This is a genomic window from Blautia sp. 2227st1_G12_2227SCRN_220401, from assembly GCF_039062885.1.
GTDB classification, from domain to species: Bacteria; Bacillota; Clostridia; order Lachnospirales; family Lachnospiraceae; genus Blautia_A; species Blautia_A fusiformis.
In genome coordinates this window covers 36,972-62,250 of the sequence record NZ_JBCLNI010000006.1, presented here as the reverse complement: position 1 = coordinate 62,250, position 25,279 = coordinate 36,972, and the positions used below count along the sequence as shown (strand labels likewise).

Sequence of the window (25,279 nt, the reverse complement as noted above, 5' to 3'; positions counted from 1 at the left end):
TTCGCCTTTTTCATAGATGTATGCAGCGAAAACCTGTCCTTATACCACTATTGTCCAACTTTTTCCTGATACATGGGACTTCCCTGATCCATTTAAACACTGCTCTTGCTATCTCTTTTTTTCCTGATCCGTATCAGCAGCACGATCCCCGCAATCCCTGTAAAAATACTGATAAACTGGGAAGTCGACAAAATTCCCACACTTCCACGGATAATATCCCCACGGAAAAACTCGATCACAAACCGTCCAATGCTATAAAAGATCAGATAACAGGCAGTAACCTGACCATCTTCTTTTTTGTTCCGTGCGATCAGCAACAACAAAAGAAAATGCAGAAAATCCAGTCCGCTGGAATACAACTGCGTCGGGATCAGCGCCACGTGATTGGGCGCATATTCGGAATTCTGAAATATCACAGAAAAAACACTCTCTGTCTCTTTTCCATAACAGCAGCCCGCCAGGAAACATCCGATCCGTCCAAATCCCTGGGCCAGTGCCACAGATGGCAGGATCACATCCGCGTATTTAAAAAATACAAGCTTTCTGATCCTGCAATACAGAAGCCCCGTCAGTATCCCGCCGATGATACCGCCAAACACCACAAAACCGGAGCTTAAAGTTTCCATTATAAATCCCGGATCCTGAACAATTGATTTCCACTCTGTGATCCAGAAGAGAAGCTTTGCACAGAAAAATCCACCCACCAGGCACCACAGGATCATTGGAAAGATCTGTTCACTGTCAAGCTTCTGTTTTCCGGCTCTGTATTCTGCAGTCAGGCAGCCTGCCAAAATTCCAATGGCGATCATCAGACCATAACCGTATACCGTAAATGGCCCGATGGTAAGAAGTTCATTTTTCATCGGTTTCCTCCTGTTATCTCATTCTTATTTCCGTCATGATCTTCGCTCCCGTATGCGGACAGAAAACACTCCAGCAATGCAGCATTGGCCCGGTCATTCAAGGTGCTGTTTCCAGATTCTGCTACATCACATTCACCACAGATATCCACGCCCAGGATTCCCTCTGCACATATTTCTCTGACTCTCTTCAGACATTCCAGCATCGTATCCAGGCGCATATCCCCCTGGCTCCAGTTCGTGTCCGCATCATCCTTGCAGAGAACATCTTTATCCACAGAAATGTACAGCGGCAGCTTTCCCACATGCTTGCTTACAAACGCACACACCTGCGCCTCTTCCATTTCCAGAAGCTTCTCTCTGCTCAAGAATTCCACCTTTTCCTGAATCTCCGATTCCACTCTGGAAAAAGCTTCCTCATCCGGGCCGATCAGGATCACCCTTTTAAGCAATGGAAGTTCCATAACAGAATCGTAGATCCATCCTCCGCAGGAAAGCAGACCTCCGAATGCCGGCGGCTGCATATCCGTGTGATTGTCAAATACAAGAAGCGAGAAAGGCTCCGATATCTTTTCCAGCCAGATCCTTGTCATATAGTGATAGTTTCCGGAATCAATAAAATGGATTCCTCCGGAAGAATAAGGGGCAATACGGCTGCGAATGGCATTCATCGCATCCTCATCACAGTAGCAGTTGGTTCCGGGAATGTCCCTGGCCTCCACCCGGGATACTTCTTTTCCCCTCCAGAACTGCTGATCCTCATATATTCCGGAAAAATCCATCATCAGTATCTTTATATTTTTATCTGTATTTTTCATGTGCACATCTTACCACGGAATGGCAGATGATGCAAGAGAAGGGTCAGTCCTTCCACTCTTCCAGTTCTTCATCGGAACCGTCCAGAAGATCCTTCAGGCTGCCGGTTTCCGCCTGGTCTTTGCCTACAGCCCAGAGCTTCATCTCCACATTCTCCGGTTCTTTTTCCCATCGGGAATTCTTCTGCTTTTGCTCTTCTTCCGGTTCTGTGGATTCTTCTGTCTCTTTTCTGTCCGCAGAATATCCGTCTGCATCCTGCGCCGGCATAGCCGCTGTAGTCTCTGCTGTAGTTTCTGTTGGATATTCTGTTTCCTTCCCACTCTGCTGCTCACTCGGCGCGTTTTCATCCTGGGTTCTTGTATCATTTGGCACATCCATATCTGCCGTTTCATTTACAGCATCTGCACTGTCTGCACCAGAATCTTCCTTCTCTGTCTCCGCCTTTTTTGCGATCTTTCGAAGCCCCAGCTTCATAATAATATAGAATACGATATCCGCAGCTCCGTCACACACCAGCACCCAGCCGGAAAAGATCAGCAGAGTCATGATCTTCGGAAATCTTCCAAACAGCATCACGATTCCAAGTGCAATGAAAACAAGACTTCCGATCAGAAGCACGCTCCATGCGCCGTTTCCTCCTTTTTTCAGAAGGAAGGCTCCTTTAAACTTCCACAGACTGTCAACCAATACAAATGCGCTGAGCATCCACGGAAGCAATTTGATCACGATAGACGGTGTCATAAAAAGAAACACCCCCAGCACAAAAACAACCACACCACTTAGAAGATCCATGATCGTAGCTTTCGCTTTTCCACGTATGTAAATATAGATATGATAAATGCCAGCTCCGATGAGGATCAGCCCGAATACTACTTTGCAGATCACGTCCACCGTCTGCGTGGGGATCAGGATCAGGCAAAGTCCCAGCAGTATATAAAATACTGAGGAGATGATCTCACCCTTCAGAATGTTATTGATTTTTTCACCCATGTTCATACCTCCTCTGTTATTCCAACAGTATAGCTCTTTTCCACTGGTCAGTCCACCCTGAACCGTCAAAAAAATTTCTTTTTTCCAGAAAAATATTCTTATAATTCAATACAGCCCGAAGGACTTTTCCGGCGTCATTTCGCCTTGTTCCTTCAGGCTGTATTTTACTTTTTATGTTTCTTCTTTTTTGTCATAAGACCACCGATCCGTCCGGTTTCTTTTGCAGAAAGGCTTTTCCACCCGTCTTTGATCACTTTATCCAGAACTCCCATCTCATCGGCAATCTCGTATTTCAGTTTTTCCGCCTGGGAAAGCTTTCCCTCAAGATATGCTTTTACTTCTTTCTCCCTGTTCATCTTCCACACTCCTCATCTTTTTTATGGAGTATGGACAATTTCCGGATAAATTATGCATTCTGAAAAATATGTCCGTCCTTTATGGGTACTGTCATTTTTAATCCGGGATAATGATCGCCGCAATGATATACGCCAGGATTCCGGCTCCGCCCATCAGCGTGATGATCACCCATACCAGCCGGACAAGAGTCGGATCGATATTAAAGTATTCCGCAATTCCGCCGCAGACACCACATAACATACGGTTTACTGATGATTTGTATAGTTTTTTGTTACTCATAATGCTTCCTCCTTTAATCTTCTTCAAATTCAACCTGAACGTTTCCCATTCCGCAATCCAGTTTTATATTTTTCGTGGCACCTTCATTTGTGATCTGTTTATTTCCGGAAGTAATGGATGTTTCCAGAGAATCATCCACCTCCAGATTTCCAAGACCACATTTCAGCTCATAATTATACTCAGTAGCTTTTCCTGTAAGTGTAAGCTCCATATCTCCCATACCACAGCTTCCTTTTAAATTCTCCACCTGAAGTTCACTGATGTCAGCAGTTCCCACTCCGACTGTAAAATCTGCTTCCTTTATATCCAGGCTGCTGGAATTTTCAATGGTTCCGGCCCCCACATTTACTTCCATCTGCTCCGCTTTAAAATCACCATCCAGTTCGATGGTTCCGGCTCCCATCTGAAGTTTTATCTTCTGAAAGCTTAAGTTTTCCGGGCAAAAAATTTCTATGGAACGGTTTCTCACTTTTTGATTGCTTGCAATTCTCAGACTACCGTTGTTATTGCTGATCTGAATGCGATTGTGATCCTTCCCTGAAACTTTCACCTGGACTTTATCCTCATTCCATGTTTTCAAAACCAGTTCTTCGTATCTCAGATCACAGAAAAGGTCTGACACAGCCGAGGCCTCATATACTTTCGTATATGCGGAACTGTCTGCACTGTCTGCCAGAACGCCCTTTTCAGTTACCGCGCTCTCTGCATCTTCCTGAAAATCGTCCTCCTGCTCATCCATATCTTCCTCGGAATCTTCCACTTCCCAGCTGTTTTCATGATCCAGAACACGAAGCACCTGCGTGATTCCATGATCCAGAACACTCACATCTCCCATAGTCGCTCCCATGGCAGCTCCGCCGGCAGTAAGTCCCAGGCCTGCTACACCGAATACCGCTGCAAGGATCAGAATTACCTTCAGAAAACGTTTCATACTTTTTCCGCCTTTCTTCCATTCAGGAGACTGCTGCAGAATCCCGTAAATTTCCGCAGGATCGCCGGCAGTATCTTACCTGTAAACCACACCGTCAGTAACAGTAACAAAAGTCCAAGTGCCATCATCAGGCATCCGATACCGATAGTCAGTATTCCGGCCGGCGGAAGAGACACCGTCATGGCAATCCCAACAACAATGCACGCAACTGCACCGATCACAAGGATGATCGATCCCGCTCCTGCAAAAAATGTCAGCAGGAAAGGCAGCAATGCCAGTGTCACCAAAATCCCCAGTACTCCGCCAAATAATCCTTTTATCAGAGGAGCCGCAAAAACAAGAACGATCAGCGCAAGAATGATTCCTGCCTTATTCTGCTTTTTCTCTGCGTGATAGCCGCGCTGGGCACGTCTTTTCCTGCGGTCTTCGAAATTTTCTGTATTTCCCGTATCACGATGGGCCTCTCCCTGTTCATTTCCGTATACGGTTACTTCTGTATAATGGTCCGGCATTTCCCCGTTCTCTTTCACACGGGTATCCTGATATCCGTTCTCTGTGTATTCCCCGTAATCTTCACTGTTCTCCTGAAGATCTGCCTTAATGATCGCAGCAACCTTCCCCGGATTTCCCAGTTCCCGGATCACTTCTCCTTCATTCTCAGGACCTGCATCATCAAAATATCCTTCATAATATTCCAGTGCTTCCTGTCTCTCTGCCTCTGAAATATCGGAAAGCAGCCGTTCAAGCTGTTCCATAAACTGCTTTCTGTTCATAATCAAACTCCCTCCTCAAACATCCTGGTGATCTTGGATGAATAGATCTCCCATTCACTTCTGTAAAGATTCAGCTGCGCTGCGCCCTTATCTGTCAGCTTATAATATTTCCGGTTTCTGCCTGCATATTCCATATTGTAGGCTTCCAGACATTCATCCTTCTGAAGCCTGCGAAGGACCGGATACAGCGTAGATTCTGAAACCTCCAGAACACTTCGCACATCCTGGGTGATCTTGTACCCGTAGGTACCGTCCTTCTCTCTGGAAATAACAGCCAGGACGATCGCATCCAGGAGGGCTGCTCCTGTATTAAATACCATCTGCTCACCTCTCTATGACCTGTAAAACGGACCTTCACATTCCGTCTTACTACATGCTGATGAACGCGATCACTTCACGATCCAACGCTCACATGATAAGTCATGTAATATTGTTCTGTGAATAATACTATATATCGTATAATATAGTTTTGTCAATAGTATTTAGAAAAATCCCTCTATACTTTATAATATTTTTCGGAAACCACTCTTTTCACACAATATCCGAGAGAGTCAAGTTTATATTATGGAGGAAATTATGACAGATTCAGATAAAATACAGACATTACCGCTTCCTTTTCTGGAGCGTATGAAAGAAATGCTGGGAGATGATTATGATGCTTTCCTTGAAAGCTACGAAAATCCCCGCACCTACGGTCTACGTGTAAACACCGCCAAGCTCTCCTGCCAGGATTTTCAGGCGCTTTCCCCTTTCCCTATCCGGCCGATCCCGTGGATCAATACCGGATACTTCTACGAGGAGGAAAGCCGCCCTGCACGATGTCCTTACTACCAGGCGGGCCTTTATTATCTCCAGGAACCAAGTGCCATGACACCGGCTTCCAGGCTTCCCATCGAACCTGGAGATTTTGTCCTGGACCTCTGCGCAGCTCCCGGAGGAAAAGCCACTGCCCTGGGTGCAGCCTTAAATGACACCGGATTTCTCCTTGCCAACGATATCAGTACTTCCAGAGCCAGAGCCCTTCTTAGGAATCTGGAGCTTTTTGGCATGAAAAATATGCTCGTCACCGACGAAAAGCCCGCCAAACTTGCCCAGCGTTTTCCTGCTTTCTTCAATAAGATCCTTCTGGACGCTCCATGCTCCGGGGAAGGCATGTTCCGAAAAGAGGAAGCCCTTGCCCGCGACTGGACACTGGAAAAATCTGCTGAGCTTTCTGATATCCAGAAAGACCTGGTCTTAAAAGCTGCCGATATGCTCCGTCCGGGCGGAATGCTGCTTTATTCCACCTGCACTTTTTCCCCATGTGAAGACGAAGAAGTGGTAGCCTATCTTCTCAGACAACGCCCGGATATGGAACTTATGGAAATGCCAGGATATGAAGGCTTCTCCAGCGGCCGCCCGGAATATGCCGGCACAGCAGACACTTCCGATTCCGAAATCGCGTTAAGTTTAAATGCATTTAATCCGGAAGAACTTCAAAAATGCGTCCGAATCTTTCCACACAAAATGGATGGCGAAGGTCATTTTCTCGCCCTGTTCCGCAAAAAAGGTGACTCTCTTCCACCCGTTTTCCGCTTTTCCGCAAAAGGACCGGACAAAAATACCCGGAAATGGCTGGAGGAATTTTTCTCTGAGATCGGCCTGAAAACCATTGGCGGTCAGGAATTTGACTGGAACCGTGTGGAAGTCCGCAAAGATAAAGTATACTATCAGCTGCCCTTCCCTCTGGATCTCCGCGGAATCTCCTTTCTTCGAAACGGCCTCTACCTGGGTGATCTGAAGAAAAACCGTTTTGAGCCGTCTCAGCCTCTGGCGCTGGCGCTTCACAAAGGAGATGTGGAAGCAGTTATCTCCCTGCCGGTTTCTGATGAGCGGCTTACCCGTTATCTGAAAGGCGAAACTCTTATGATCGAGCCGGAAGAGGCCGCTCACAAAAAAGGCTGGCACCTTCTCTGTGTGGACGGTTATCCTCTCGGCTTCGGAAAGCTTGTAAACGGGATCCTGAAAAACAAATATCCTGCTGGCTGGAGAGTGTAATCTCTCCGCCGCAGGATATCTGCCCACATTAACATATCATTTCATTTTCAGATCAGAGACTGAACGCTTCTCCAAGAGTAAACGAATAAATATACCGTTCCTTCACCTTCCGACCTGTCATCCGTTCCAGCGCCTGGGCGTAATCCTCCAGCTGTACATGATAACGGTCGATCAGCTTCTGTTCTTCTCCACGTCTCACAAAGTCCGTTTTATAATCCACCAGAACGATTTCTTCATCCTCTATAAAATACGCATCAATGATTCCCTGTACCAGAACATTTTCCTCACACTGCCACTGCGGATCGAGCTCCGAAGCTTTTCTTGCGATCACAAAAGGCTGCTCCCGGAACAGAAGTCTCTTCTCTGAAGCTGCTTTCATCCGCTGTCCGAGAGGTGTTTCCACAAAATTCCAGATATCCTTTACCCGGACCGACTCAGCCTCTTTTCTTTCCATCTTCCTGGCGTCAACCCATTCTCTCAGCTGTCTGCGGATCTCATCCCTGTTTGCTGTATTCTGATAGTCCAGGCATTCCATTACACGATGATAAGCCGTTCCACGAAGTGCCCCTGTATCCCCTTCCTCTTTCTTCTCCTCGATAAATCGGGGAACCAGCGGCTGGATCTCTTCTTCCGTCTCATAATCCACCGTTTCTTCCAGATCCTGCTCACTGTGGTAGCTTCGCTTTTTCAGTTCTGATACACTCACCTTCACAGGAAGATCTTCCAGATAGTGATAGGGATATACAAAGGAAAAACGTCTCTGGATCTCCTCCCGGATCTCACTGTCAAAAACTCTGCCCGGATTCCAGTTCTCCAGTGTTTCCTTCTTCATTTCCCGCTCTGCCTGTTCCATAACCTCACTTTCTGTCAGTTCCCGTGCTGTGACCCGTGTAACTTTGAATTCTGCCGGATCTTTGTACAGAGGATTTGCGGTATTCATAAAAATGCCATATTCATGAAATAATGGTGCCATGCAGCGATGTCTTGCCAGTGCCGGAAGCACATAATCCCAGTAAGTCTTCCCGCCAAGCCTCCTGCCCAGAGAAAGCAATGGTTCCTCACTGTCCCTTAATGCGGACAATTCCCCCAATTCCGGATGCAGGGCTCCAATAGTTCCACTGAGGATCAGTTTTTCCTTTGCACGTGTAAGCGCTACATAAAGTACTCTCAGCTCTTCACCGAGACTTTCCATCAGAAGCGCTCTCCGTATGATCTGCTTACACAGGGATGGAGCAATGATCCTCTTCTCCGGCAGGATCGCATCCGCACCGATCCCCAGCTCCGGATGGATCAGGATACTTGTGTTCATATCCCGGAAATTAAAGCGTTTTCCCATTCCTGCTGCAAACACTACCGGAAACTCCAGTCCCTTGCTCTTATGGATCGTCATGATCTGTACTGCACTTTCCCCGGTTCCGGAAAGATTTACCTCCCCGTAATCCACCTGATACTGCTGAAGCTTCTGGATATATCTTACAAAATTAAAAAGGCCTCGATAGCTTGTCTTCTCATATTCCATTGCCTTTTCCACAAGCATGTTCAGGTTTGCATTCCTCTGTTCACCATTTGGCATTGCCTTTGCATGGTCTCCATATCCGGTACGTGCAAGTACCTCCAGGATCAGCTGATGGACCGGCGTATAAGCCGCCTTATCACGAAGTGTATTCATGGTGTCCATAAAACAGGACAGCTTCTCTCCGAGGATTTTTTTGTTTTCCTCAAAGCTCCCATGCTTTCTGTAGTCCTCCACAAACCTGCACACACATTCATAGATCATTCCTTCCGGATATGCGATCCGAAGCTCAGCCAGCTCTTCTGTGGTACATCCAACGATCGGTGAACGCAGTACGCCGGTCATGGGAATATCCTGCAGCGGATTATCCAGGATCCGGAGATAATTCAGCAGTGTCACAACCTCTGTTGCAGAAAAATATCCGGTTCTGGAGGCCGTATATACCGGTATCCCTCTTGCACTCAAAACCTCCCCGAAGGTTTCAGCCCAGCCTGAAGCAGATCGGAGCAGGATCACGATATCTCCATATTGAAGAGGTCGATACTCTCCCGTTTCCTTATCCAGCACCCGTTCATGCCCTACCATAGATTGGATCCTTCCTGCAATGGCAAGGGCCTCCAGCTCTCTCTCATTCTCCGTTACTTCTTCATCCTCCTCTTCCAGCAGCGGACTGTATTTATCCACAAGAAGGATCTCTGTTTTTACAAATTCCGGATCCTGGCCTTCCAGAAAAGAAGCTCCGGGATACAGAGCTGCCGCCTCGTCGTAAGCAATTCCTCCCAAATCTTCCCCCATGATCTGCCGGAAAATAAAGTTGACACTTTCAAGGACTTCCGGTCTGCTTCGGAAATTTTTGTGCAGGTCGATCCGCTGTTCCGGACTGTCTTCCAGTGAATAGCTCTTATATTTTTCCATGAACAGTTCCGGACGGGCCAGACGAAAACGGTAGATGCTCTGCTTTACATCTCCTACCATAAAGATATTTTTGCGTTCATTGACCCAGCCGGAAACTGTCTGCATCAGGATCTCCTGAACCAGATTACTGTCCTGATACTCATCCAACAGGACCTCATCATATTTTTCAGAAAGCTCTCTTGCCGCCTGGCTGGGCACATAGGTTTCTCCTTCCTTTTTCAGAAGGATGTCCAGGGCAAAATGTTCCATATCTGAAAAATCCAGAACATTTTTTTCACGCTTCTTTGCCTGGAAACGTTCTGCAAAATCCTTTGTCAGCTTTACCAGCATCTCCAGCGGTGGTGCAGATGCTTCTGTCAGTTCCGTCAGCTCAGCCAGATTTCCGTAAAAATATCGGATCCCCAGTTCCTTCAGATTATCTTTTGCATCTTCGCGAAGAGCTTTTACCAGATTTTTCAGCTGCTCCGATACTCCCTCCATTTTTTTTGAGGAAAGTCTTGCAAACTTCAGATTCCGGAGATTCTGCGCTATCTCATCATAATCCCTTTTAACGGACAGTTGTTTTAACTGCCGGATCAGTATCATATCTTTTTCCAGAGCCTCCAGATAAAGCTCCGGTCCATCCTGGAGCTGACAGGTCTTCATTGCGGTTTCTGTAAGCTCTTCCGCTTCTTTCAGTGCGCAGTCTGCAGCCTCCCACAGATATCGGAACCATCGCGTTCCCTCAAGACCTTTTTCCGGATCCAGATGATAATTCTCCACACAGCTGTCCAGCCATTTTTCGGGCCATGGATTACTCATCGCAGCATTATAAAGCTCCAGCACATGTTCCTTCAGTCCTTCATCCGTTTTTCCTGGCGCATAGCATTCCACAAATGCAGTAAAATCTGCCTTTCTTTCTGCATAATGATCTTCAAAAAGCTCCTTCAGCACATCTTCCTGCAAAAGCTTCAGTTCACCCTCATCTGCAGTCCGGTAACCCGGATCCAGTCCGATCAGATGAAAATAATTTCGGATCACATAGGCGCAAAAGCCGTCAATGGTAGTGATCTGTGCCGTATGGATCAACGTCATCTGTCTCTGCAGATGCTCATTATCCGGATCTTCAGCCAGTGCCTGATCCAGTCCACGTTCGATACGTTCCAGCATCTCTCCCGCTGCCGCCCTTGTAAATGTCATGATCAGAAGACGGTCAATGTCCACCGGTTTCAAAGGATCCATGATCTTACTTAAGATCCTCTGCACCAGCACTGCAGTTTTACCGGAACCGGCTGCTGCGCTGACCAGAATATTCCGGTCCCGGAGCGTGATGACCTTTTTCTGCTCTTCAGTCCATTTCACTGCCATTCTCTTCCTCTCCCTTCATGATCTTTTTCCACAGTGCATCTTCTTCTATGGACGACAGCCTGTGAAACTCATATCCCGGTATCTTCCTGTCGAAGCCGCACACAGTAAGATACGGACAATATGTGCAGGCATTCTTTTTTCCAAGTTCATAGGGTTCCACTGCCGCATTTCCATCCAGGATCGATTCCCTGATGTCACAGATCTTTTTCCGCACATACGCTCCCAGAGCATCAAACTGCTTCCTTGAGGCAACAGAAGATCTTTTGCTGAAGCTTCCGTCCCGGTTCAGGGATACCGGTATGGAGGCCATAGTGCTGTCGATTTTGGTACTCATATTATCATCTGCCTGTACAAGCCCGTTCATTTTCATTTTCTTCAGCATCTGCTCATTGATGCTTTCCATATCCGCATGGATCTTCTCCTGTATCATAGGATCCTTCACATTATAATAAAACACACCGGCCGGAACGATCTCGCGATCCGGATACTTCCGTTTTTCCACCTGTAATGCTCCATCCAGATAGACCATCAGCTGAAGCTGAAGGCCATGATACAACGCCAGCAGATCAAACGAAGTATTTCCGGTTTTATAATCGATCACCTTCACATAGACCCGGTTGTTCTCCGGTTCTTCCATGATATCCACACGGTCGATCCTTCCGCCCTGAAACCTCACCTCAAATCCTTCCGGCCGGAATGCTCCATGCTTCAGCTGTTCCTGCAAAGCCCACACGGTACGCCGCAAAATACGTCTGGTCCGTTCGATCATATATTCATTTCTCGCACTGCTTTTAAGGATCGTATTTCCGTAATCTGCGGAAACCTGATCCAGACAGCTGTCTATGATACGGTTTCGCTCTTCCTCCGTAAGCTCTGCCCAGTCCAGTCCCTCTTTTCGGACTTCCGCCGCAAATTTTTCCAGTGCCATATGCATGACATTTCCCATATCCATAGCCCGGAACTCATACTCTGCACGTTCTGTAACCTTCAGGCCATACTGCAGAAAATGTGCAAATGCACAGGCCGCAAAACGCTCCAGCCGGGTAGCACTGTACGGGGAAATTTCTCCATAGAGGATCTTTGCCACTGTTTTTCCGATCTTGTCTGACGGTCGTTCTGAAAAAGATGCCTCTGTAAGTTTTTTTACAAGGATCCGGTATTCCGGGCTCTGAAGATACCAGCTGTACAGTTCCTGGAAGACCGCATTATCCTGGTAAGCTTCTCCTGCAAGCCCTCTCAGGAAATAATCCAGGCTGATTCCCGGAAGCTCCAGTAATTCCATAGGTTCCTGCATATCTCCGCACTGCCGGATCTCCATTTCCGGAAACATCTCCCGGATATTACTGACAAGAAAGGCCGGACTCAGGGCTTTTCCCTGGCTGTCAGACTGACAGAAGGACAGACAGAGCAGTTCTCTTGGCTTGGTCATGTTCAGATACAGATAAAATCGCTGCATGTTCATCAGTTCCTTTGGCCCCGGTGCAAGCTGGATCCCCTGATCTTTAAAAAATTCTCTGTCAATCTCCGTAAGCATTCCTCCACCGGATGTATTCTTCGGAATATTCCCTTCATTTACTCCCACAAAAAACAGTGCACGGATATCCTTCAGCCTGGTTCTCTCCATATCTCCCACAAGTACCTGGTCCATACTTGGCGGGATCAGCGCCACCTTGGCCTGGTTCAGTCCTGTTTCCAGAAGCTGACGGAAATCCTGGCGGTTCACGGTTTCCTCTCCAAGGATCTCCACCATATTATCCAGAAGTTCCATAACAATTCCGTAGATCTGGGCATATTCCTTTTCCATGGCCTTGTCGCCCTGTTCCTTGAATTTCAGTTCCTGCTGCTTCAGTTTCTGCTGCACCTGGCTCCGCACTGCAAACTCGTAGAGAAAAGTACAGTATTCCCGCACCGTCTTTTTCCCACCTTTAAAGCTTAGCGCAAGCTCTCTGGTCTCATCTGCGAACCGCTGCCGGATCTCATTAAGCCTCTGAATGCTTTCCGGCGGCATTCCCCGGTAAATACGCACCCACACTTCATCCCATTTCTTAAATCCACGGATACCAAGAGCCAGCACATAATTCTCCAGAAGGTCTGCTTCCTCCCTGGTCACACAGGACATTCCGCACCGGAGATACCGGAATACACTCTCATAGGAAAAATCCTGCACTGCCATCTCAAGTGCTGCCCGGAAATATTCTACAAACGGATTCATCAGGACCGTATGCTTCTCATCAATGAAATACGGGATCCCTGCTGCTGTAAATACCTGCTTTGCAAGATTTCCATACTCCTCCAGGTTACCTGTGATCACGGCGATCTCACCGTAACGGCAGCCCTTTTCCCTTACAAGTCTGGCGATCCGGCGGGCAGCTTCTTCCATTTCCTTCTGCGGGTTCACTGCCGAAAACATGCAGATCTCATCCTGCGCTTTTTTATATATATTTTTTCGGTAACGGAAGATATTTTTTTCAAGGAAATGAAGGGCAGGTGCCTGGGAAAAGCGGGATTTTCCCACATCCTTCAAAAGAACCGGTGTCTCGATCTCCCTGGTCAGCTCCGAAAGCCCGTGGATCATCTGACGGCTCATATAAAAAAGCTGATAAGGTTTTCCTCTCATGTTCAGATTCTCATCCGCATCCATGGTCACCGTTACCATCACCTTCTCACAGACAGCAAGAAGTTCTCCCACAACACGCATCTGAATAGGCGTAAAACCGGTGTAACCATCCAGAAGGAGTACACTGTTTTTCATTTTTTCAGAAAACGGAAGAGCTTTTTCCAGCGCATCCATTACTTCTTCTCCTGTCATATAATGATCCTTCAGATATCCGGTAAATGCCTGGTAAAGAACAGCTACGTCTTTCAGCTTCATCTGAAGTAACGCTCTGTCACCGGAATCCTCGATCATCTCCTGGATCTCACTGTCCCGGATATCGTACTGCATAAACTCCGACAGGATAGACTTCACTTCATCCAGGTATCCCGCTTTACGCATCTGACCTCCCAGATAGGAAAGCTCCTTTCCATGCTGCTGTACCATCTTCTGCAGCACCATACTCTTACCAGTTTCTTCCAGAAGGATGCGGCTGTCTCCTCCAACTTCCTCCAGAACACGGTATGCAAGACGCTCAAAGCTCAGGATATCAATATTCAAGATTCCCCTGCCCGGACTCATCTCCACCAGTGTCTTCTGGGTCTGCATGGTAAACTGCTCCGGCACGATCACATAAAAAAGCTTCTCAGGATGCAGCCCCGCCTGTTCTATGATATTCTGATAAGCATAACAGGATTTTCCGCTTCCGGAACTTCCTATGATAAACTGTAATGACATCTTCATCCTCCCGATCACTTGCAGATTTTCAGTCATTCCGGCGCCATCCTGCGCCTGAAGTATTCCTATCATACCACAAATTCTACTCCTATAGAACGGTCGTTCTCTATATTCTGAAATATCTGCCTGCTCTTTTCCTTATTTTTCCAGGCACAGTATCGAATAACCTGCGCACAGCTGTGGCATAAATCCTCCCTCCCGATAATAAACTATATAAAAAGCTTTGGGAGGCGTGCGCCATGAGTTCCAAAACCAGGATCATCGTCCTACATATGAAAGAGATCATTTACACAGCTGTCTTTCTGGCTCTCGCTGTTGTTCTGGCTGTCGTTCTTTTCTTCATGTTCGGTCCCGGAAAAAATGCCAGTCATACAGCCAGCGAAAAATCCCGCTACAAGCCGGGCGTCTATACCTCTTCCATCACCCTGAACGAGAATACCTTCGATGTGGAAGTTACTGTAAATGCTGACAGGATCAAGGCCATCCGTCTGGTGAATTTAAATGAAACCACAAAAGCTTCCTATCCTCTTATGGAACCGGTTCTGGATTCTTTGGCAAGTCAGATCTATTCCAGTCAGTCCCTGGAAGACATTCAGTACGCAGGAGACCGGAAATATACCTCCCAGGTACTCCTTTCAGCTATCACGGATGCAGTAAAAAAAGCGGAGAACACTTAAGCTCTCCGCTTTGCGATCTACGTTCAGATTTCAATCTTCTCCAGCACATCCTGCCAGATCCTTGCACTTGCATCACTTGGCATTCTGAGATCTCCTCTTGGAGAAAGTGCCACACTACCTACCTTCGGGCCATCCGGCAGACAGGAACGCTTGAACTGCTGGGCAAAAAATCTCCGGTAGAAGGTTTTCAGCCATTTCAGGATCGTCTCTTTATCATAAATCCCATCAAAGGTCAGGCAGGCAAGCCTGTAGATCTTATCCGGTGTAAATCCTGCACGCAGCATGTAATACAGATAAAAATCATGAAGCTCATAAGGTCCTACCAGATCCTCCGTCTTCTGGGCGATCTTGCCATCCTTAGGAGGAAGAAGCTCCGGGCTTACCGGAGTATCCAGGATATCCAGAAGAACCTCCTTCAGTTCCTCATCTCCGCAGGTATCCGCATAATAACGTACCAGATGACGTACCAGTGTCTTCGGGACAGAAGCATTCACACCATACATGGACATGTGATCGCCATTATAGGTTGCCCAGCCAAGAGCCAGCTCGGAAAGGTCTCCGGTTCCCACAAGAACGCCGCCTTCCTTGTTTGCCGTATCCATCAGGATCTGCGTACGCTCACGTGCCTGGCTGTTCTCATACGTCACATCGTGGATCTCCGGATCATGTCCGATATCCCGGAAATGGATATTTACCGCCTCTTTGATATTTACCTCGGTAAGCCTTGCACCAAGGCAGCGGCTTAACTTGCAGGCATTCTGATAGGTTCTGTCTGTGGTTCCAAAGCATGGCATGGTCACACAGTGGATCTGTTCTCTCGGCATTCCCATCCGGTCAAAGGCACGTGCCATTACAAGAAGCGCCAGGGTAGAATCTAGTCCTCCGGAAAGTCCTACCACCGCACTCCTGCTGTGGATATGCTCCATACGTTTCTTAAGTCCCATAGCCTGGATGTTCAAGATCTCCTCGCAGCGCTCATCACGCTCTTCCTTCACAGACGGAACGAAGGGATACTGTGGATATTTTCTGGTAAGTCTTGTTTCCTCCTCTGCTACGGAAAAATCAACTCTTGTATGACTGCAGGTAGAAACTGCCGGATACGTGGACATTCTTCTTCTCTCATCAGCCAGTCTCTGCACATCGATCTCACTGTAAATGATGCCGTTCTCAAAGCGTCTGCTTTCCGCAAGCATGGAACCGTTCTCTGCGATCATATTCTGTCCGCCAAACACGAGATCCTGGGTAGACTCCCCTTCCCCTGCACTGGCATAAATATATCCGCAGATCAGTCGTGCTGACTGCCCGCTTATCAGAGTTCTCCGGTAGGAATCCTTACCTACCATCTCATCACTGGCAGAAAGATTAACGATGATATGCGCACCGTTGACGGCATGACGGATACTTGGCGGCGCAGGGACCCAGAGATCCTCACAAAGCTCTGCTGCAACGGTGAATTCCGGAAATTCCTTACATTCAAAGATCAGCTCTGTTCCAAAAGGAATTTCATCCCAGAACTCATCCTCCTCATTTTTCTCGCACTTCAGGAAGTCCACAAATTCCACATCTTCTTCCTCTGCACCTGCAAACTGTCTCTGCTCATAAAACTCATTATAATTCGGAATATGTGTCTTCGGCACAAATCCCACGATACGGCCATGATTCAGAGCTGCTGCCACATTATAGAGCTTGCCTCTGTGACGCAGCGGGAGTCCCACAAAGATCAGGGCGTCCGTCTCCCTTGTCTCCTCTGCAATATGCAGAAGCTCATCCCACGCACTGTCCAGAAGACATCTCTGGAGAAAAAGATCGTGACAGGTATATCCTGTGATACAAAATTCCGGAAATACCATCAGCTTGACATGTTCCTTTTCCATTTCATGAATGGCCTTCAGGATTTCCTCTCCGTTTGCCTTGCAGTCTGCAACGGTAACTCTCGGCGTTGCCGCTGCCACCTTGATAAAACCATGCTTCATTTTTTCTTCCTCCCGAGTTTTATCGCTTGCACTCTCTTATGATCCTCTTAAGATCTTCCACGGTAAAATTATAATTCTTATTGCAGAAATGGCAGTTCATCTCAATGTCCTTGCCTTCCTGGATCATCTCGTTAAGTTCTTTTCTTCCGATGCTGATCAGCGCTTTTTCCACACGCTCTCTGCAGCAGTTGCAATGGAACTGTGTGGGCAGTGTATCATTGATCTCTATGTCAAAGCCTTCCAGTACTTTTTCAAGAAGACTTTCCGGTGTGTGTCCCTGCTCCAGAAGATTGGTAACAGAATCGATCTTTGATACGTTTTCCTCAAGCTTTGCGATCACCTCTTCCTCTGCAAAAGGCATCAGCTGTACAATAAAGCCTCCCGCCTGACGGACTGTATTATCCTTATTCATCAGCACACCCAGTCCTACCGCAGACGGAACCTGCTCGCTGGTTGCAAAATAATAGGTGAGATCTTCTGCGATCTCGCTGGTCTGAAGAGCAACCTGTCCCACATATGGCTCTTTCAGTCCCATATCCTTGATCACATCCATAAAGCCTACACCGACAGCTCCCGCAACATCCAGCTTGCCTTTGCTGTTTGCCGGGATACATACATCCGGATTCCCCACATAGCCCTTTACATTTCCGTGAGAATCTGCAGTTACTGTGATTCCCTGCAGTGGTCCGCCTGCATGGATCCGAAGTGTAAGGAGATCCTTTTCTCCTTTCATCATAGCTCCCATCATGGCACCGCCGGTAAGGAGACGTCCCAGTGCCGCTGTTGCCACCGGACTGGTGTTATGATTCTTTCTCGCTGTCTCCACCATATCGGTTGTAACAGCCGCAAATGCACGGATCTGGCTGTTTGCCGCTGTTGCTCTTACAATATAATCACTCATATAAAAAATTTCCTCCTTTATTTCTCGTCTGACGGAATTTCCTTTCCATGTTCTCTGGCCACAAAAGTCAGTCTTCCGCTGTCCGGCTTCGGTGCATCCTTGGTGTATGCGTCATAAACCGCCAGCGGGATCAGGCCTGCCTTTTCAAGAAGTTCCCTTACTTTCTCCGGATCATAGGCCTTCTGGTAATGAATTTCCTCGTCTCTCTCATAAAGACCATCTTCTCTCGGAAGAAACAGAGTCAGATCATACACATTGATCCCGGTCTCCTCATCAAATTCATTTTCCCAGATAAAGCTTCCCTCTTCCCGATTCTCTGCAATAGTCGTATTTCCAAGCATTTCCCGGTATTTATACGGGGTGTTCATATCAAATATGAAAATTCCATCCGGATCAAGATAATTGTTCACCAGTTTAAATACAGTAAGCAGATCATCCTCCTCTGTGATGTAATTCATACAGTCACAGACGCTGACGACAGCACGTACCGTTCCATAAAGTTCAAACTCCCGCATATCCTGTTCCAGATAAAGGATCTCATGACCGGATTCTGCACGTTTTTCCATGGCTTCGCCAAGCATTTCCTCAGAGTTATCCACACCGATCATATCATAACCGGACTCAGCCAGAAGTTCTGTCATCACTCCGGTCCCACAGCCAAGTTCCAGCACGATCCCGTCTTCAATTCCGTATTCTTTAAGACTTCCTATAAGATATTCCGCCCATTTTTCATATTCCACATTGTCCATGAAAATGTCATAAACTCTGGCGAAATCACTGTATGCTTCCATAAAAACCTCCAAATATTTTCCGGGCGTTCCATCGCCCGCAGCGTTCACATTATACCATGTCTTCCTGTATAAGTATACGCCTCTGACATAATATGACACAAAAAATCCGGGACCGCAGCCACAAAAGCTGTAATCCCGGAATTCTTATCTAACCGAATCTCCTGCTGCTCCAGGCTTTACTGTACAGGCATATAGTATACGTCTGCAGCCTCACCGTGCCAGTAGAAGCTTGTTCCATCCTCTTCATATACATCACAGTCATACTGAGAAGAGAAGGTGAAACGGTTTCCTTCGTTATCCATCCATGCACCGTTTCCGTCCGGAACGATAACACGTGGTTTACCATCGGAGTTTCTGTAAATAGTTCTTGTCTCATCTGTGTTGCCAAGCTGCTCATCTGTAAATCCGCCATTTACGATAGCACCGGAGGAGCTGCTGTCAGTAGATGCAGTTCCATTGGAAGAACCATCAGATGTACTGCTTCCGTCTGTAGATGTTCCGTCAGATGCTGCACTTCCGTCTGTAGATGTGCTTCCGTCGGCAGCTGTAGTTCCATCTGCTGCTCCGTCAGAAGAAGCTGCTGCATTACCATCTGCAGATGCACTTCCGTCAGAGGAAGCTGCTGCATTACCTTTACCGGCAGTCTTGGCTGCGGAACCATTTGCCGCACTCTTCAGAGTGGAATCACCAAGGATTGCAAAGCTGTCGACAGACTCCTGAACCTTTTTCAGAGCATCCTCTTTTTTAACAGATGCCACAAGGCTGTAATACTCACTGTCATTTACAAAGTATTTATTGATAGCATATACATAACCGTCACTCTTGGTCGTATCCTTATATTTCACAGTATAGGAATAAATGTTGATTCCGTCTTTCTGATCTGCCTTGTAATCCTGGATCTCAAAATCGGTTCCATTTACCATGTTCTCTGCCTGTGTCATGGAAACTGCCATATCCTGGGAGTTCGGGATCACTGCAGATTCCAGATCTGCACCGGAGCCGTGAAGGATCAGGATCCTGCCCTGGTCCGGAGACTCGAAGCTTACCATATCTGTCTCATCGGACTTGTTGGCCCAGGTTGCATCTGGAAGCTTGATCGCTACGGATTTATCCTTGGATGTATAGGTTGTATTCTGTGCGTCTGCTGCAACAGTCGGTGTAACCTTCGCTTTTTTCGCCGGTGTCGGAGTAGGAGTAGACTCCACAACCACGCTGTCCTCTTTTCCTTCTCCGAAACTACATGCCGTCATGACACCAGAAAGAGCAACAGTCATAGCTAAAAGTGCAATAAATTTTTTATTCTTCATAGTATCCTCCTCATAATCATCATCAGTCACAAAGTGTGTCCGGAATATTCACTCCTGAACACACTCTTTGCTATAGTTTACGATTTTATTACAGCTTTGTCAATTGATTTCTCCCTGTACTTTATGAATATCCTGTAAGCAGATATCCTGCTCCGTACAGGATTTTTCTAACATTATAATTTTCCCAGATATACCTATCTTATTCTCTTCTTATGCTGATCCTGTATTTCCCGTTTTACGCCTTCATTACGAAAGTTCTGATTTATTCCCCACCAAGTAAGCCTCCTGTTTTAATGACAAATATCTCCCTGAATCTGTCCCCTCTTTTTTTTCTATAATTGTGTCTTTATTCATGTACACTCATGTTGTAAAGTATACCCAACCAAAAATATATGAAAAGAGGACATCCATACATCGATGTTTTCGGGAAAGGATCTATCATTATGGAAAAAGCAGTTCAGACATCTCAGAGAACTGACCAGGAGCTTTCATCTGTTCAGTTTCTCACCATTACAGCCGCATTTGTTGCACTGACTTATATCTTCACCGCATTTATTAATGTTAAGCTTCCGATCGCTGCCAACGGCGGACTGATCCACCTTGGAAATGTACCGTTATTCATCGGTGCCATTTTATTCGGAAAGAAAACCGGAGCCATTGCCGGTGGGATCGGAATGGGGCTCTTTGACCTTCTCTCCGGCTGGACCCTGTGGGCACCATTTACTCTTATTATTGTAGGGATCATGGGCTTCACAGTAGGTAAGCTCACAGAGAATCCCCGGCACCAGAACATGAAATGGTATGTGATTGCCATTGCCGCAGCCTGCGTGATCAAGGTTGTGGGATACTACATTGCAGAGGTTATCATCTATGGAAATCCACTGGCACCGGTATCTTCCATCCCGGGAAACCTGGTCCAGATCGGTGTTGCAGCTGTCATCGTTCTCGTAGTGATCACACCATTAAACCTTGCAGCAAGAAAAACCGGATTAAAAAAATAGCTGTAACAGCTGCCGTAATTTGCGGAAATAATATAAAGATCAAGAGGTGAGCTTATGTATAAGATCATGACACCGGGACCTACACAGGTCGCAGAGAATGTCCGTCTGGCAAGAAGCATGGAATGCACAAATCCGGATCTGGACGAAGATTTTGTCGAATTTTATAAAGAAACCTGCGAGAAGATCAGCTCTCTTCTCCATACCTCCAACGAAACTCTCATCTTAAGCGGTGAGGGTATCCTTGGACTGGAGGCTGCCATTGCTTCCATGACTGAGCCCGGAGATAAGGTTCTTGTTCTGGACAATGGTATCTACGGAAAAGGCTTTGCCGATTTTGTTTCCATGTACGGAGGCAGACCGGAGCTTTATACCAGAGATTATCAGAACACTCTCGATGTAAAGGAACTGGAAGCCTTCCTTGCGGATAACCATGACTACAAATATGCAACCGTAGTACACGGCGATACTCCAAGTGGCATGCTCAACGATGTATCTGCCATCTGCCCGCTTCTTAAAAAATACGGGATCCTTACCGTTGTAGATTCTGTCTCCGCTTCCTTCGGCGAGCCTCTGAACATTGATGCATGCCAGATCGATATCATGTGCGGCGGATCGCAGAAGGTGGTATCTGCACCTCCGGGACTTACCTTTGTTGTAGTCAGCAGCGATGCAAAGAAGGCAATGACTGAAAGAAAGACACCCATTGCTTCTTTCTACGCAAATCTCACAACCTTTGCACATTATTATGAAGAAAAATGGTTTCCATATACCATGCCGATCAGCGATATCTATGGCCTGCGGGCTGCTATTGACAACATTGCCGATGATCCCGGGATCCTTACACGCCACGCCAAAATCGCCGCAGCCTCCCGAAAGGCCATTACAGGAGCAGGCCTGAACCTTTACCTGCACAGCGGATATTCCAGTACAGTTACTGTTTTTGAAGTACCGGAGGGCACAACAGCCGAAGCGATCCTTGAGGGAGTAAAAAAAGACTACAACATTATGCTGGCAGGTTCCTTCGATGTCCTGGCTGGCAAAGTGATCCGCATCGGACATATGGGAAACAACGCTACATTCTATAATGTAAGAGAAGTTTTCGCAGCCCTAGACGGGACTTTACGCAGGCTTGGCGTTCCGCTTAAGGCTTCCATGGAGGATATCTTCTGCAAAAACATGCAGTAATTTCTGAGATTTCAATAGTAAAAAGCACTGTAAGATGAATCCAACTTTTCATCTCGCAGTGCTTTTTTATAATTCTTATAATATTTTTCTTTATTCTTTTACCGCACCGGATGTCATACCACCTACGATGTATTTCTGGCCGATCATGTAAACAATAATAACCGGGATACAGGTAAGTACGATATCAGCAAAAATATAGTTCCAGTAACTCTTGTTCTTTCCGAAGAACTGATATACAGCCATTGTCATCGGGAAGAGACGGCTCTTGCTTGACAGATACAAAGGTGTGAGGAAATCACTCCATACTGTCATGAACTGAAGGATAAAACATGTTACCATAGTTGGTTTCAGAAGCGGCATGATGATCTTGAAGAACAGGCTTAACGGGCCTGCGCCGTCGATAACAGCAGCCTCGTCCAGCTCAACCGGGACAGAGATTACGAAGTTACGGATGGTAAATACACAGAACGGAATCATTGCACTGGTAAATACCATGATAATGCCAACTCTTGTATCGTTCAGGTGCAGTGTACTGAGTACACGTACCAATGTTACATAGTTGACAGGGAAGAACAGTCCGCAAAGTACAAAGTAGTACAGGAATACATTCAATTTTGTTCTCTTACGGCACATAACAAATGCAGCCATGGAGCAAAGTACAACGCCAAGTGTTGTAGCGATCAGCGCATATGCAAAACTGTTCAGGAATCCCTGGATCAGGCTTCCTTTTTCAATAACCTCAGAGTAGTTGGAAAATACCCACTCTGTAGGAAGTGCCAGACTCATTCTGGCTGCCTCTGCTTTTGTCTTAAAAGAGTTGATCAATACCATATAAAATGGAAGCACGACACATAAGCAAAGCAGGATACATACAACATGTTTTAATAAATTCTGAATTCTTTTTTTTGCCATTACTGCTGTACCTCCTGTTTACTCAATGTCTTAACAATAAATACACCTATGATCGCTGTAATTACAAGAAGAACAGTATTCAATGCAGAAGACATTCCATACTGGCCTCTGGAATAGAGCTGGAATGCATAAGTTGTAAGAACCTCTGTTGCATGTCCAGGGCCACCGTTTGTAAGTACATAAACAATATCGAATACTTTCAGACCATATGTAATACCAAATACAAGGTTGATCATGATAGCACCACTCAGCATCGGAAGTGTTACATACCGAAGTCTCTGCCAGAAGTTTGCACCGTCAATCTGTGCAGCCTCATAATAAGATTTCGGAATCGTATTCAGACCTGCAAGAAAGATAGTCATAACATAACCAATACCTCGCCATGCATCTACACCATAGATGGATTTCCATACAATAGCCAGATCAGACAGCCATTTCTGTTTGAAAATTCCAAGATGGAATGCATCAAGAAGTGTGTTTAAAAGTCCGTTATTATAATTCAGGATGGATTTAAATACAAGACCAATGATTACAAAAGGCAGAATAGACGGCAGGTAGAGCAATGTTCTGTAAAGCCCTTTGCCTTTAAGTCCCTCCTGAAGCATAATCGCGATCAGAAGAGCCGGGATCAGCTTAACGATGTTGGAAATGATAGTAAACTTCAATGTATTGCCAATACCGCTCAGATAAGACTTATCTGATGTAAAAATCTCAGCAAAATTCTGCAGTCCCACAAAATGAGTACCATTAAGAACACTTCTGGAGTTCCAGTCTGTAAAGGAGTAACCAACACCCATTACACTGGGAAGCAGGAAAAAAATGATATATAATGCCAACGGCAGTATCAGAAACCACTGTGGATAGATTCTCTTCTTATTCACAGAAAGCACCTCCTGTTTTAAGTTAAAACAGAGCCGGCAAATACCGGCTCTGCCTTCGGGTCAACTAGTTTTAAGTTCTGTTATTTATTTCCAGTTCTCGTCGCCTACAGTTTTTGCTGCCTCAGCACGGTTGGTATCCATGTTCTTAAGAACATCGTTTGCTTCCATCTCGCCCTGGCAGAATGCAACCATATCCTGACCAAACTGTGTCCAGTAATCGTTTGTATATTTTGTACCTGTCTGAAGTGTTACAACAGCCTTCTTGTCATCCGGAACTGTTTTAAGGAACTCCTGCTCCTCCGGCAGCCAGTGCTGCTCAAGCTTGTCATCGTTAACGTCAAGGTTTGTGTATGCCGGAGAGTTGTCAAGAATTTCCTGAAGGCTCTCTGTTGTTGTAACGAAGTTGAAAAACTCTTTTACAAGATCCTCATGCTCTGTTCCCTTGTAACCAAACATTGTCGGGCCGGAGTTGCTGCTTGGATACCAGGTATTGTCGCCAAGTGGCTCAAGGAACATTCCAAACTCATCAGATGTGCCTGTGTCTTCCTGGATCTGTTTGATGAAACTGGAATTTGCAAGTGCCATTGCACAGTTTCTGTCACCAAATTCGTTGGACATGTTTGTACTGTCTGTTCCGATCCAGTCTTCTCCGAAGTATCCTGCATCAGAGAGTTCTTTGAACTCATTCAGAACTTCAAGCATCTTCTCGTTATCTGCAAATGTTGCTTTGTTTTCATTTAATTCGTCATATAGACCAGGTGTTGCTTCTTCATAAACGCCGCCGATCTGGAAAAATGCCAGCTGATGCTGCCATCCATCTGCACCAGGCATGAACCAAGGTGTGATTCCTGCATCCTGGATCTTACCGCAGAGTTCTTTCAGCTCATCATATGTTGTCGGTACTTCCCAGCCGTTCTCTTCGAACAGTGTCTTGTTGTAAACCATTACATACTCCGGAGATGCGTTCCAAATCTGAAGTCCGTACAGTTTGTCATTGTATACGCAGGACTCTTTTCTTGTCTCCGGCATAACATTCTCCCAGGAAGCTCCTGTAAAGTCGATGCAGTATTTCTCAGGATCAACGATGGTAGATTCAATTGCAAACGGGTTGGACTGGATCCAGAAGATATCTGCACAGGAATCTGTAGCAAGTTTGGACTGAAGAAGATCTGAATACTGATCAGCCGGAATCGTCTGAAGGTCTACGGTAACATCGTAGGTATCCTCAAAACGTTTAATTGTCTCATCGTAACGATTGTCCATCCATCCTGCTGAAACCAGGATGCTGAGCTCCTCGCCTGCGAAATCGCTCTTCTCATCCGCTGCAGATACGTTCACTGCAAGTCCTGTCGTCATGGAAGCGATCATTGCTGCTGCACAGGCTACTGCCAGAAATCTCTTTCTTTTCATTAATGTTTCCTCCTTTTTTTGAACTGATTTTTCGTTCTCTCTTGATGATATTAGTTTATCATCTGATCATTTTAAAAGCCATGGATATTCCT

The 25,279-nt window shown here is 46.3% G+C and carries 21 protein-coding genes; 4 read left to right on the top strand and 17 right to left on the bottom strand.

Annotated elements, in window-relative coordinates:
• Positions 1 to 92: 92 nt before the first annotated feature.
• From ABCM67_RS04490 to ABCM67_RS04455, 8 genes are all read right to left on the bottom strand, one after another.
• Entirely contained in the window at positions 93 to 863 is a 771-nt protein-coding gene (locus ABCM67_RS04490; protein ID WP_015527202.1) for a prolipoprotein diacylglyceryl transferase, read from the bottom strand.
• Positions 860 to 1,678: an arginase family protein gene (locus tag ABCM67_RS04485; protein ID WP_195635057.1), complete on the bottom strand. Its 819-nt coding sequence runs from the start codon at positions 1,676 to 1,678 to the stop codon at positions 860 to 862. The genes ABCM67_RS04490 and ABCM67_RS04485 overlap by 4 nt, the downstream gene beginning before the upstream one ends.
• 43 nt (positions 1,679 to 1,721) lie before the next feature.
• Positions 1,722 to 2,666 (bottom strand): DUF308 domain-containing protein, encoded by a 945-nt coding sequence (locus tag ABCM67_RS04480; RefSeq protein ID WP_059086005.1) that lies wholly within the window; start codon positions 2,664 to 2,666, stop codon positions 1,722 to 1,724.
• Positions 2,667 to 2,830: 164 nt separating this feature from the next.
• Positions 2,831 to 3,022: a small, acid-soluble spore protein, alpha/beta type gene (locus tag ABCM67_RS04475; protein WP_015527205.1), complete on the bottom strand. Its 192-nt coding sequence runs from the start codon at positions 3,020 to 3,022 to the stop codon at positions 2,831 to 2,833.
• Between the two features lie 97 nt (positions 3,023 to 3,119).
• The gene (locus ABCM67_RS04470) at positions 3,120 to 3,302 is read right to left on the bottom strand and encodes a PspC domain-containing protein (protein WP_015527206.1); all 183 of its coding nucleotides are present in this window, start codon (positions 3,300 to 3,302) and stop codon (positions 3,120 to 3,122) included.
• A 13-nt stretch (positions 3,303 to 3,315) separates the two neighbouring features.
• Complete coding sequence (locus ABCM67_RS04465) at positions 3,316 to 4,233, bottom strand: DUF4097 family beta strand repeat-containing protein (RefSeq protein WP_342992542.1); 918 nt, start codon at positions 4,231 to 4,233, stop codon at positions 3,316 to 3,318.
• The gene (locus ABCM67_RS04460) at positions 4,230 to 5,006 is read right to left on the bottom strand and encodes a DUF1700 domain-containing protein (RefSeq protein ID WP_021651339.1); all 777 of its coding nucleotides are present in this window, start codon (positions 5,004 to 5,006) and stop codon (positions 4,230 to 4,232) included. Before ABCM67_RS04460 ends, ABCM67_RS04465 begins: the two co-directional genes overlap by 4 nt.
• Positions 5,007 to 5,008: 2 nt before the next feature.
• On the bottom strand, positions 5,009 to 5,326 hold the full coding sequence (locus tag ABCM67_RS04455) for a PadR family transcriptional regulator (protein WP_015527209.1): 318 nt from the start codon (positions 5,324 to 5,326) through the stop codon (positions 5,009 to 5,011).
• Between the two features lie 256 nt (positions 5,327 to 5,582).
• On the opposite strand from ABCM67_RS04455, the gene ABCM67_RS04450 reads away from it, so the two are divergent.
• The gene (locus tag ABCM67_RS04450; protein WP_342992541.1) at positions 5,583 to 7,043 is read left to right on the top strand and encodes an RsmB/NOP family class I SAM-dependent RNA methyltransferase; all 1,461 of its coding nucleotides are present in this window, start codon (positions 5,583 to 5,585) and stop codon (positions 7,041 to 7,043) included.
• 52 nt (positions 7,044 to 7,095) lie between these two features.
• On the opposite strand, the gene addA is transcribed toward ABCM67_RS04450, so the two are convergent.
• Together addA and addB are read right to left on the bottom strand one after the other, a co-directional pair.
• Complete coding sequence (gene addA, locus ABCM67_RS04445) at positions 7,096 to 10,818, bottom strand: helicase-exonuclease AddAB subunit AddA (protein ID WP_342992539.1); 3,723 nt, start codon at positions 10,816 to 10,818, stop codon at positions 7,096 to 7,098.
• A complete protein-coding gene (gene addB, locus ABCM67_RS04440; RefSeq protein ID WP_342992538.1) occupies positions 10,799 to 14,221 on the bottom strand; it encodes a helicase-exonuclease AddAB subunit AddB in 3,423 nt (1,140 codons plus the stop codon). The genes addA and addB overlap by 20 nt, the downstream gene beginning before the upstream one ends.
• A 167-nt stretch (positions 14,222 to 14,388) precedes the next feature.
• Between addB and ABCM67_RS04435 the strand changes: the two genes are divergently transcribed.
• A complete protein-coding gene (locus ABCM67_RS04435; protein WP_015527216.1) occupies positions 14,389 to 14,826 on the top strand; it encodes a hypothetical protein in 438 nt (145 codons plus the stop codon).
• A 23-nt stretch (positions 14,827 to 14,849) separates the two neighbouring features.
• Here ABCM67_RS04435 and ABCM67_RS04430 read toward each other — a convergent pair whose 3' ends face one another.
• The 4 genes from ABCM67_RS04430 to ABCM67_RS04415 form a co-directional block, all read right to left on the bottom strand.
• Complete coding sequence (locus tag ABCM67_RS04430) at positions 14,850 to 16,799, bottom strand: NAD(+) synthase (RefSeq protein WP_059086009.1); 1,950 nt, start codon at positions 16,797 to 16,799, stop codon at positions 14,850 to 14,852.
• 19 nt (positions 16,800 to 16,818) lie between these two features.
• Positions 16,819 to 17,700, bottom strand: coding sequence for an Hsp33 family molecular chaperone HslO (gene hslO, locus ABCM67_RS04425; protein WP_015527218.1), 882 nt, complete (start codon positions 17,698 to 17,700; stop codon positions 16,819 to 16,821).
• Between the two features lie 17 nt (positions 17,701 to 17,717).
• A complete protein-coding gene (locus tag ABCM67_RS04420; RefSeq protein ID WP_022426586.1) occupies positions 17,718 to 18,491 on the bottom strand; it encodes a class I SAM-dependent methyltransferase in 774 nt (257 codons plus the stop codon).
• Between the two features lie 176 nt (positions 18,492 to 18,667).
• Positions 18,668 to 19,798: a hypothetical protein gene (locus ABCM67_RS04415; RefSeq protein ID WP_342992536.1), complete on the bottom strand. Its 1,131-nt coding sequence runs from the start codon at positions 19,796 to 19,798 to the stop codon at positions 18,668 to 18,670.
• A 443-nt stretch (positions 19,799 to 20,241) separates the two neighbouring features.
• Between ABCM67_RS04415 and ABCM67_RS04410 the strand changes: the two genes are divergently transcribed.
• Both ABCM67_RS04410 and ABCM67_RS04405 read left to right on the top strand, forming a co-directional pair.
• Positions 20,242 to 20,799 (top strand): ECF transporter S component, encoded by a 558-nt coding sequence (locus ABCM67_RS04410; RefSeq protein WP_270438184.1) that lies wholly within the window; start codon positions 20,242 to 20,244, stop codon positions 20,797 to 20,799.
• 54 nt (positions 20,800 to 20,853) lie between these two features.
• Positions 20,854 to 21,984 carry an alanine--glyoxylate aminotransferase family protein gene (locus ABCM67_RS04405; protein WP_342992535.1) on the top strand — a complete coding sequence of 377 codons (1,131 nt, stop codon included), beginning with the start codon at positions 20,854 to 20,856 and terminating at the stop codon, positions 21,982 to 21,984.
• A gap of 90 nt (positions 21,985 to 22,074) precedes the next feature.
• Here the strand turns inward: ABCM67_RS04405 and ABCM67_RS04400 are convergent, their stop codons facing one another.
• The 3 genes from ABCM67_RS04400 to ABCM67_RS04390 form a co-directional block, all read right to left on the bottom strand.
• Complete coding sequence (locus ABCM67_RS04400) at positions 22,075 to 22,896, bottom strand: carbohydrate ABC transporter permease (protein WP_092068387.1); 822 nt, start codon at positions 22,894 to 22,896, stop codon at positions 22,075 to 22,077.
• Complete coding sequence (locus ABCM67_RS04395) at positions 22,896 to 23,777, bottom strand: sugar ABC transporter permease (RefSeq protein WP_226843038.1); 882 nt, start codon at positions 23,775 to 23,777, stop codon at positions 22,896 to 22,898. The genes ABCM67_RS04400 and ABCM67_RS04395 overlap by 1 nt, the downstream gene beginning before the upstream one ends.
• An 84-nt stretch (positions 23,778 to 23,861) precedes the next feature.
• The gene (locus ABCM67_RS04390) at positions 23,862 to 25,187 is read right to left on the bottom strand and encodes an ABC transporter substrate-binding protein (RefSeq protein WP_015527223.1); all 1,326 of its coding nucleotides are present in this window, start codon (positions 25,185 to 25,187) and stop codon (positions 23,862 to 23,864) included.
• Positions 25,188 to 25,279 lie beyond the last annotated feature (92 nt).

What these genes read in the sequence shown, in the direction of transcription:
- ABCM67_RS04490 (WP_015527202.1), bottom strand. Translation starts at nt 863, where the DNA reads ATGAAAAATGAACTTCTTACCATCGGGCCATTTACGGTATACGGTTAT.
- ABCM67_RS04485 (WP_195635057.1), bottom strand. Translation starts at nt 1,678, where the DNA reads ATGAAAAATACAGATAAAAATATAAAGATACTGATGATGGATTTTTCC.
- ABCM67_RS04480 (WP_059086005.1), bottom strand. Translation starts at nt 2,666, where the DNA reads ATGGGTGAAAAAATCAATAACATTCTGAAGGGTGAGATCATCTCCTCA.
- ABCM67_RS04475 (WP_015527205.1), bottom strand. Translation starts at nt 3,022, where the DNA reads ATGAACAGGGAGAAAGAAGTAAAAGCATATCTTGAGGGAAAGCTTTCC.
- ABCM67_RS04470 (WP_015527206.1), bottom strand. Translation starts at nt 3,302, where the DNA reads ATGAGTAACAAAAAACTATACAAATCATCAGTAAACCGTATGTTATGT.
- ABCM67_RS04465 (WP_342992542.1), bottom strand. Translation starts at nt 4,233, where the DNA reads ATGAAACGTTTTCTGAAGGTAATTCTGATCCTTGCAGCGGTATTCGGT.
- ABCM67_RS04460 (WP_021651339.1), bottom strand. Translation starts at nt 5,006, where the DNA reads ATGAACAGAAAGCAGTTTATGGAACAGCTTGAACGGCTGCTTTCCGAT.
- ABCM67_RS04455 (WP_015527209.1), bottom strand. Translation starts at nt 5,326, where the DNA reads ATGGTATTTAATACAGGAGCAGCCCTCCTGGATGCGATCGTCCTGGCT.
- ABCM67_RS04450 (WP_342992541.1), top strand. Translation starts at nt 5,583, where the DNA reads ATGACAGATTCAGATAAAATACAGACATTACCGCTTCCTTTTCTGGAG.
- addA (WP_342992539.1), bottom strand. Translation starts at nt 10,818, where the DNA reads ATGGCAGTGAAATGGACTGAAGAGCAGAAAAAGGTCATCACGCTCCGG.
- addB (WP_342992538.1), bottom strand. Translation starts at nt 14,221, where the DNA reads ATGATAGGAATACTTCAGGCGCAGGATGGCGCCGGAATGACTGAAAAT.
- ABCM67_RS04435 (WP_015527216.1), top strand. Translation starts at nt 14,389, where the DNA reads ATGAGTTCCAAAACCAGGATCATCGTCCTACATATGAAAGAGATCATT.
- ABCM67_RS04430 (WP_059086009.1), bottom strand. Translation starts at nt 16,799, where the DNA reads ATGAAGCATGGTTTTATCAAGGTGGCAGCGGCAACGCCGAGAGTTACC.
- hslO (WP_015527218.1), bottom strand. Translation starts at nt 17,700, where the DNA reads ATGAGTGATTATATTGTAAGAGCAACAGCGGCAAACAGCCAGATCCGT.
- ABCM67_RS04420 (WP_022426586.1), bottom strand. Translation starts at nt 18,491, where the DNA reads ATGGAAGCATACAGTGATTTCGCCAGAGTTTATGACATTTTCATGGAC.
- ABCM67_RS04415 (WP_342992536.1), bottom strand. Translation starts at nt 19,798, where the DNA reads ATGAAGAATAAAAAATTTATTGCACTTTTAGCTATGACTGTTGCTCTT.
- ABCM67_RS04410 (WP_270438184.1), top strand. Translation starts at nt 20,242, where the DNA reads ATGGAAAAAGCAGTTCAGACATCTCAGAGAACTGACCAGGAGCTTTCA.
- ABCM67_RS04405 (WP_342992535.1), top strand. Translation starts at nt 20,854, where the DNA reads ATGTATAAGATCATGACACCGGGACCTACACAGGTCGCAGAGAATGTC.
- ABCM67_RS04400 (WP_092068387.1), bottom strand. Translation starts at nt 22,896, where the DNA reads ATGGCAAAAAAAAGAATTCAGAATTTATTAAAACATGTTGTATGTATC.
- ABCM67_RS04390 (WP_015527223.1), bottom strand. Translation starts at nt 25,187, where the DNA reads ATGAAAAGAAAGAGATTTCTGGCAGTAGCCTGTGCAGCAGCAATGATC.